Source organism: Megasphaera sp. DJF_B143 (genome assembly GCF_900320625.1).
GTDB lineage: Bacteria > Bacillota > Negativicutes > Veillonellales > Megasphaeraceae > Megasphaera > Megasphaera hexanoica.
This window is the reverse complement of sequence record NZ_ONTA01000231.1, coordinates 1-6,799: the sequence shown is the minus strand read 5'-3', so window position 1 is coordinate 6,799 and position 6,799 is coordinate 1. Positions and strand designations below refer to the sequence as shown.

Below are 6,799 nucleotides of genomic sequence, written 5' to 3'. Positions count from 1 at the left end.
GGACAGGACAGCGTCATTCCCCTCATGGACCGGTACGACAACCTCATCGTCATCCGCACCCTGTCCAAAGCCTTTGGCCTGGCCGGATTCCGTCTGGGCTACGGCGTGGCCCGGGAAGACGTCATCGACGCCCTGTCGCTGACCAAACTGAGCTATCACCTCAACAGCGTTACCCAGCTCATGGGCTGCGTGGCCATGAAACACCGTGATGAAATCCTCGGGCACAACGTCCCGCCGACTATCGGAAACAGGGACTATCTGGAACGGGAACTGAGCGGCTTTGATGGCGTCACGGTCTATCCCAGCGCGACCAATTTCATCCTCGTCCGCGTCCCCGACGGTCCGGCCCTCATCGCTGCTATGAAAAAAGCCGATATATGCGTCCGCTTCTACAGCGCCAAAGACCTGCAGAACTGCATCCGCCTCACTGTGACGACCCGCGATGTGGCCGACCGGATCCTCGCCGTGTTCCGCAGCCTCTACAAGGAGGTGGCCGGCCGTGCGTAATGCGTCTGTCAACAGGGAAACGGCAGAGACACAGATTGCCGTTTCGCTCGAACTCGATGGGGAAGGGACCTTTGTCGGCTCGACGGGCATCGGCTTTTTTGACCACATGCTAAATCTCCTGGCCTGCCACAGTGGCATGGACCTGTCGCTTCACGTCCACGGCGACCTCGACGTCGACACCCATCATACACTGGAAGACCTGGCCATCGTCCTGGGCGATGCCCTCACGCAGGCCTTGGGCGACAAGAAAGGCATCAACCGCTATGGCATGTTCTACTGCCCCATGGATGAAGCCCTGACGCGGGTCGTCATCGACCTCAGCGGCCGTCCCTATCTGGTCTATGATGTGAAACTGGCGGTCGAACGGATTGGCACCTTTGAAACGGAAATGCTGCAGGATTTCCTCTACGCCCTGGCTGTCCACGGCAAAATGAACCTGCACGTGGCCAATCTGTACGGCACCAATGCCCATCACATCGTCGAATCGGTATTCAAGGGTCTGGGCCATGCACTCCGTCAGGCCGTTGCCATCGAAGGCAATGCCGACAGCGTACTTTCTACCAAAGGGGTGTTATAAGATGAAAATAGCCATCATTGATTATGAAATCGGCAATCTGGCCAATGTATACAATGCCTGGCGCCGCCTCGGCCAGGATCCGGTCATCACCCGCGATCCCCAGGTCATCCGCGACGCGGCCCTGGTGGAACTGCCCGGTGTCGGCGCCATCCGCGACGCCATGGCCAATCTGCAGAAATTCGACCTCATTCCGCTTTTGACCGGACAGGTACAGGCGGGAAAGTTCTTTATGGGCATCTGCCTGGGCATGCACGCACTCTTTGAAACCGATTACGAAGGCGGCAAATACGACTGCCTGGGTTTCCTTCCCGGCGAAGTCGTACCATTTCAGACGAAGCTCAAAGTACCCCACATGGGATGGAACGAACTGGAATTTCGTCAGCCCCACTGGCTGCAGAAAAATCTTCCCGCCCATCCCTATGTCTACTTCGTTCACTCCTACCACAAGACGCCGGCCGATACGCCCGACGTCATCGCGACCGCCGATTACGACGGCCCGGTCCCGGCCATCTGCGGCAGGGACAACGTCCTGGGCATGCAGTTCCATCCGGAAAAGAGCGGTCCCGTCGGGGCACAGCTCCTGCAGAATGTCTTAGATTACGTACAGAAGGGATGATAGTATGATCGTACTTCCGGCTATAGATATACAAAACGGCCATGCCGTCCGCCTGCGCCAGGGCGTAGAGACAGACAGCACGACCTATTTTGATGATCCCGTCGAAGCCGCCCGGAAATGGGCCGACGGGGGAGCCCAGTTTCTCCACGTCGTCGATCTCGACGGAGCCTTCAAGGGCGACCGCTGCAACGCTTCGGTCATCGGCCGCATCTGCGACGCCGTCGATATCCCCGTAGAAGTGGGCGGCGGCATCCGCAGCGAAGAAGCCATCAACACCTATCTCGAACAGGGAGTGGCCCGGGTCATCATCGGCTCCAAGGCCGTCGAAGACGAAGCCTTTACCCGCGAAATGGCAAAGAAATACGGCTCGGAACTGGTCGTTTCCATCGATGCCAAGGGCGACACGGTCGCGACCCGCGGCTGGGTGGAAGGGAGCGACAAGAAAGTCCTGCCCTTTGCCAGTTTCCTCATTTCCATTGGCCTCCGGACCATCGTCTACACGGATATCAGCCGCGATGGCATGCTCACCGGCCCCAATCTGGACATGATGGAACAGCTGCAGCATCTGCCGTACATCCGCCTCATCGCCTCGGGCGGCATCAGCAGCATAGAAGACCTGAAGACGCTGCAGAATATGGGCGTCTACGGGGCCATTACAGGCAAGGCCCTGTACGAAGGCCGGATTACGATGGAACAGATCCGAAGTCTGGGGGGACGGTAAATGCTGGCAAAACGTATTGTACCATGCCTCGATGTGCGCGACGGACGCGTCGTCAAAGGCAAACAGTTCAAGAATATACAGGACGTAGATGACCCGGTGAAACTGGGGAAATTCTACTCCGATCAGATGGCGGACGAACTCGTTTTCTACGATATCACCGCTTCATACGAAAAACGTCATATCTTCATCGATGTCGTCCGGGCCGTAGCGGAAGAAATCAACATTCCCTTTACCATCGGCGGCGGCATCAGCAGTATCGACGATTTCCATCAGGTCCTGCGGGCCGGTGCCGACAAGGTTTCTGTCAATTCGGCAGCTGTACGGCGGCCGGAACTCATCCGTGAAGCGGCAGAACGCTACGGCAGCCAGTGCGTCGTCCTGTCCATCGATGCCAAGCGCGATGGTCAGGGCAGCTGGCAGGTCTACGTCGATGGCGGCCGCAAGAATACCGGCCTCGATGCCATCGCCTGGGCCAAGCAGGGCGTCGCTCTGGGAGCCGGGGAAATCTGCATCAATTCTATGGATTCGGACGGTGAAAAATCGGGCTTCGACCTGGCCCTCAACCACCGCCTGTCCACGGAACTGCCCGTGCCCATCATCGCCTCCGGCGGGGCCGGCACAATGAAAGATTTCAAGGACGTCTTCGACGCCGGTGCCGATGCCGCTCTGGCTGCGTCGGTATTTCACTTCGGCCAGATCGCCATCCCGGACCTCAAAGCGTATCTTCAGGGCGAAGGAATTCCCATGAGAGGGGCAGAAAAATAATGGAATATGTAGATATACAGAATATCAAATTTGATGAAAAAGGCCTCGTGCCGGCTATCGTACAGGAAGGCCGGAGCGGAAAAGTCCTGATGATGGCCTACATGAACGAAGAATCGCTGAAAAAGACCCTGGAAACGGGGCGGACCTGGTTCTACAGCCGCAGCCGCCAGAAACTCTGGAACAAAGGCGAAGAATCGGGCCATTTCCAGGACGTGCAGGCTATCGCCGTCGATTGCGATGCCGATACGCTGCTCATCACCGTCAATCAGACGGGAGCCGCCTGCCATACGGGGCACAAATCGTGCTTCTACCGGGGCCTTGCCGGCAAAGACGAAACATCCTATGCGGGCAGCCTGTCCATGATGGCCGATCTGCAGGACGAAATAAAGGAAAAACGGGTCCATCCGACGGAAAAATCCTATACGGCTTATCTCCTGCAGACGGGCATCGATAAAATCGGCAAGAAAATCGGCGAAGAAGGGGCAGAAGTCATCATCGCCGCCAAAAACGCCGATCCCGTGGCAGGAGAACAGAACGAAGAAGCGGACAATCTGCGCCTGGAAGTGTGCAAGGAATCGGCCGACCTCCTGTATCATCTGGCCGTGCTCTGGGAAGATACGGGCGTGACCGTCAACGATGTCATGACCATCCTCGAAGGGCGGAGCCATGTCAAAGGCAATAAAAAAACCGTCGGCCATCAGGACAAGACATTTTGATTACAAGGTGAAATAAAATGAAGAAAGTAATTTTTGATGTCGATGGCGTGCTTCTCAGCGAAAAACGCTATTTTGACGTATCGGCCCTGACGCTCTGGGAATGGTACAACAGCCCTTTGTACATGGGGCTGTCCCAGGAACCGGTCCGGGCCAATCTGACAGAAGAGGAAATACGGGACCTGCGGGCCCGTTACTGGAAAGACGATGAAATCCTGCAGTGGCTCAAAGGCCATGGCGTCAACGACAACTGGGATATGGTCCACGCTCATATTTTCGTGACACTCTGGCTCATGCTGGAACAGTATGCGGCGACGACAGGACAGATCCGCCGCCTCTCCTTTGACACCCTGCGCGGCGTCCGCCTGGCAGGCATTTTCCTGAAAAACTGCGACATGCCTACGGCCAGCGATGTACTGGATGTCCTCAGGGATACCGTCCCCGACGGCGCCAGCAAAGACCAGGTCTTTGAATACCTGGGCAAAGCCGCCGGCGAATCGAAGGGCGGACAGGCCCTCGTGCCCTATGCATCCCTCGACTCCTCTCTGTGGCATCTCCACGTGGACTGCTTCCAGAACTGGTATTTCGGTGACGACCTGTACCGGGAAACGTACGGCAGGGAACCGGATAACCCTGGCAAGAGCGGTTTTCTCACCAACGAAGACCCCCTGGCCGATCCGGATGATATCCGTCACCTGTTCCAGGAACTGAAGCGCCGCGGCTATGACATCGCCATCGCCACCGGCCGCAGCCGCCGGGAAATGGAAATTCCCTTCCGCCACTACGGCTGGTATGACGAATTCGATCCTCTCTACATCTCGACTTCGACCGACGTCGACGAAGCGGCGGCCCTGCTCCACCGCTCCCTGGACAAACCCAATCCCTTTGCTTATTACCTGGGAGCCTTCGGCCATTACCCGGACCGTTATGAAGCCTACGCAGATCATCCGGATACGTTCAAACAGGGGACCTATTACGTCGTAGGCGACTCCCTGGCTGACGTATGGTGTGCCAGATCCATGGGCGCCGTCATGATTGGCATCCTCACCGGCCTCGACGGCCAGAACGCCCGGGCCATGTTCGAAAAAGAAGGAGCCGACCACATCGTAAACAACGTCATGGATATACTGGACGTATTGAAGTGAAAAGATAGTTTGAGGTTTGAAGTTTGATGAAAAGGCCGCGGAAGGGGTGCCGGCCGGGAAGAGCCGTTGGTCGTAGTTCGTTCGTCGAAGCCAGTTCGACGAACCGACTATTTTTATACAAAACTTAGCGATTAAGCGCCGCGACGACTGGCGTTTTACGTCAGGCATCGTCGGCGGGTCCGTCAGATGCAAGGAGGATGGAAGGAGGCGTAGCGGGGCTACGCTGACTGACGACGACGTGGCAGATGATGGGCACGCTGACGAGGCATAGTAAAAAAGCCAGACGCCGCGGTGCGTAGAAAGGGTGGTTATTGTGAGTCAGATTCAGGAACTGGCAAAGAAATATCAGGATACGGTCGTATCATTGCGGCGGGAGTTCCACCGCCATCCGGAACTGAGTTTCCAGGAAGTGGAAACGACGAAACGGATTGCTGCCGAATTGGACAAACTGGGGATTCCCTATGAAATCAACCCGGAAAAGAATACGGGCCTCGTCGCCTGCCTCAAAGGCGGAAAACCTGGCAAGGCCGTAGCACTCCGCGCCGATATCGACGGGCTGCCGGTCAAAGAACTGACAGGCCTTCCCTTTGCTTCGGAAAACGAAGGTAAAATGCATGCCTGTGGTCATGACAACCACATCGCCATGCTCCTTGGGGCGGCGTACATCCTCCACGAAGTACAGGACCAGATCTGCGGCACGGTCTATTTCGTTTTCCAGCCGGCAGAAGAACTCTGCGCCGGTGCGGAATACATGCTGCGCTTCGGCGACTGGTATGATAAAGTCGGCTCCATGTACGCGGCCCATGTCTGGTTCGACATGCCTGCCGGCAAGGTCAATATCCAGGCCGGCCCCCGCTTTGCCGCCGGCACCCATTTCTACATCGACGTTCACGGCACGGGCTGCCACGGATCGCTGCCTCATCAGGGCATCGATGCCTCGGTCGTAGCGGCGTCCATCCTGCTCAATATCCAGACCATCGTATCCCGCCGGGTCAGCCCCCTCGATTCGGTTGCCCTGACCATAGGCACCGTCCGGAGTGGCACGGCCTTTAATATCGTCTCCGGCGAAGCCCATATGGAAGGGACATGCCGTTATTTCCTGCCGGAAACGGGCAAACTGCTGGAAACGATGCTGAGCGATATGGTCCACGATACGGCTCATCAATACGGTGCTACCGCCGATTTCCACATGGATCTCATCGCCCCGCCGACTATCAATGACGCAGCCTGTGCCGGACTGGGAGCCAAAGCGGCGGCCAAAGTCGTAGGCGAAGACAACGTCGTCCCCATGGAACACACCATGGCCTGCGAAGATTTTGCTTTCTATACGGAAAAGAAGCCCTGCTGCTACGGCATCGTCGGCATCCGCAATCCCGAAAAAAATGCCATGTATCCCCAGCACAGCAACCGCTATACCGTCGATGAGGACGTGTTGGGAAACGGCGCCGCTATCTTTGCCCAGTATGCCCTCGACTGGCTGGAAGCCAATAAATAATAGAATTACATTCCATCCATCATCTCCTTGTAAATCCGGGGGATGATGGATTTTTTATTTCCTGCCATAGAAGACAGAATATGACAGAAAATAAGAGACTTCACTCAGATACGGGCAGAAGAAATAAAATTAGAATAAAGTTCTAAAATTGTATTGACAGAGCCTGGTGCCTATGGTAAACTTACACCATCAACTGAACAACAGGCAATGAAGAGAAGAGTACAGAAGCAGGAATGGCCCAGAGAGTCTCCACATGGTGG

General features: G+C 56.4%; 8 protein-coding genes. All 8 read left to right on the top strand.

What is annotated here, in order from left to right:
- On the top strand, positions 1–507 hold a 507-nt coding region (locus tag DBO31_RS06960), incomplete at its 5' end, for an aminotransferase class I/II-fold pyridoxal phosphate-dependent enzyme (protein WP_150824782.1).
- The gene (gene hisB, locus DBO31_RS06955; RefSeq protein ID WP_369907364.1) at positions 443–1,084 is read left to right on the top strand and encodes an imidazoleglycerol-phosphate dehydratase HisB; all 642 of its coding nucleotides are present in this window, start codon (positions 443–445) and stop codon (positions 1,082–1,084) included. The genes DBO31_RS06960 and hisB, both read left to right, overlap by 65 nt.
- 1 nt (position 1,085) lies before the next feature.
- Complete coding sequence (gene hisH / locus DBO31_RS06950; RefSeq protein ID WP_150824780.1) at positions 1,086–1,700, top strand: imidazole glycerol phosphate synthase subunit HisH; 615 nt, start codon at positions 1,086–1,088, stop codon at positions 1,698–1,700.
- A 4-nt stretch (positions 1,701–1,704) separates the two neighbouring features.
- Positions 1,705–2,421, top strand: a complete 717-nt coding sequence (gene hisA / locus DBO31_RS06945) for a 1-(5-phosphoribosyl)-5-[(5-phosphoribosylamino)methylideneamino]imidazole-4-carboxamide isomerase (protein ID WP_150824779.1) — start codon at positions 1,705–1,707, stop codon at positions 2,419–2,421.
- Entirely contained in the window at positions 2,422–3,186 is a 765-nt protein-coding gene (gene hisF / locus DBO31_RS06940; RefSeq protein ID WP_059076076.1) for an imidazole glycerol phosphate synthase subunit HisF, read from the top strand.
- Entirely contained in the window at positions 3,186–3,902 is a 717-nt protein-coding gene (gene hisIE, locus DBO31_RS06935) for a bifunctional phosphoribosyl-AMP cyclohydrolase/phosphoribosyl-ATP diphosphatase HisIE (protein WP_059076077.1), read from the top strand. The genes hisF and hisIE overlap by 1 nt, the downstream gene beginning before the upstream one ends.
- Positions 3,903–3,919: 17 nt before the next feature.
- Positions 3,920–5,044 (top strand): HAD family hydrolase, encoded by a 1,125-nt coding sequence (locus DBO31_RS06930; protein WP_200817480.1) that lies wholly within the window; start codon positions 3,920–3,922, stop codon positions 5,042–5,044.
- 313 nt (positions 5,045–5,357) lie between these two features.
- Entirely contained in the window at positions 5,358–6,539 is a 1,182-nt protein-coding gene (locus DBO31_RS06925; protein ID WP_234995426.1) for an amidohydrolase, read from the top strand.
- Positions 6,540–6,799 lie beyond the last annotated feature (260 nt).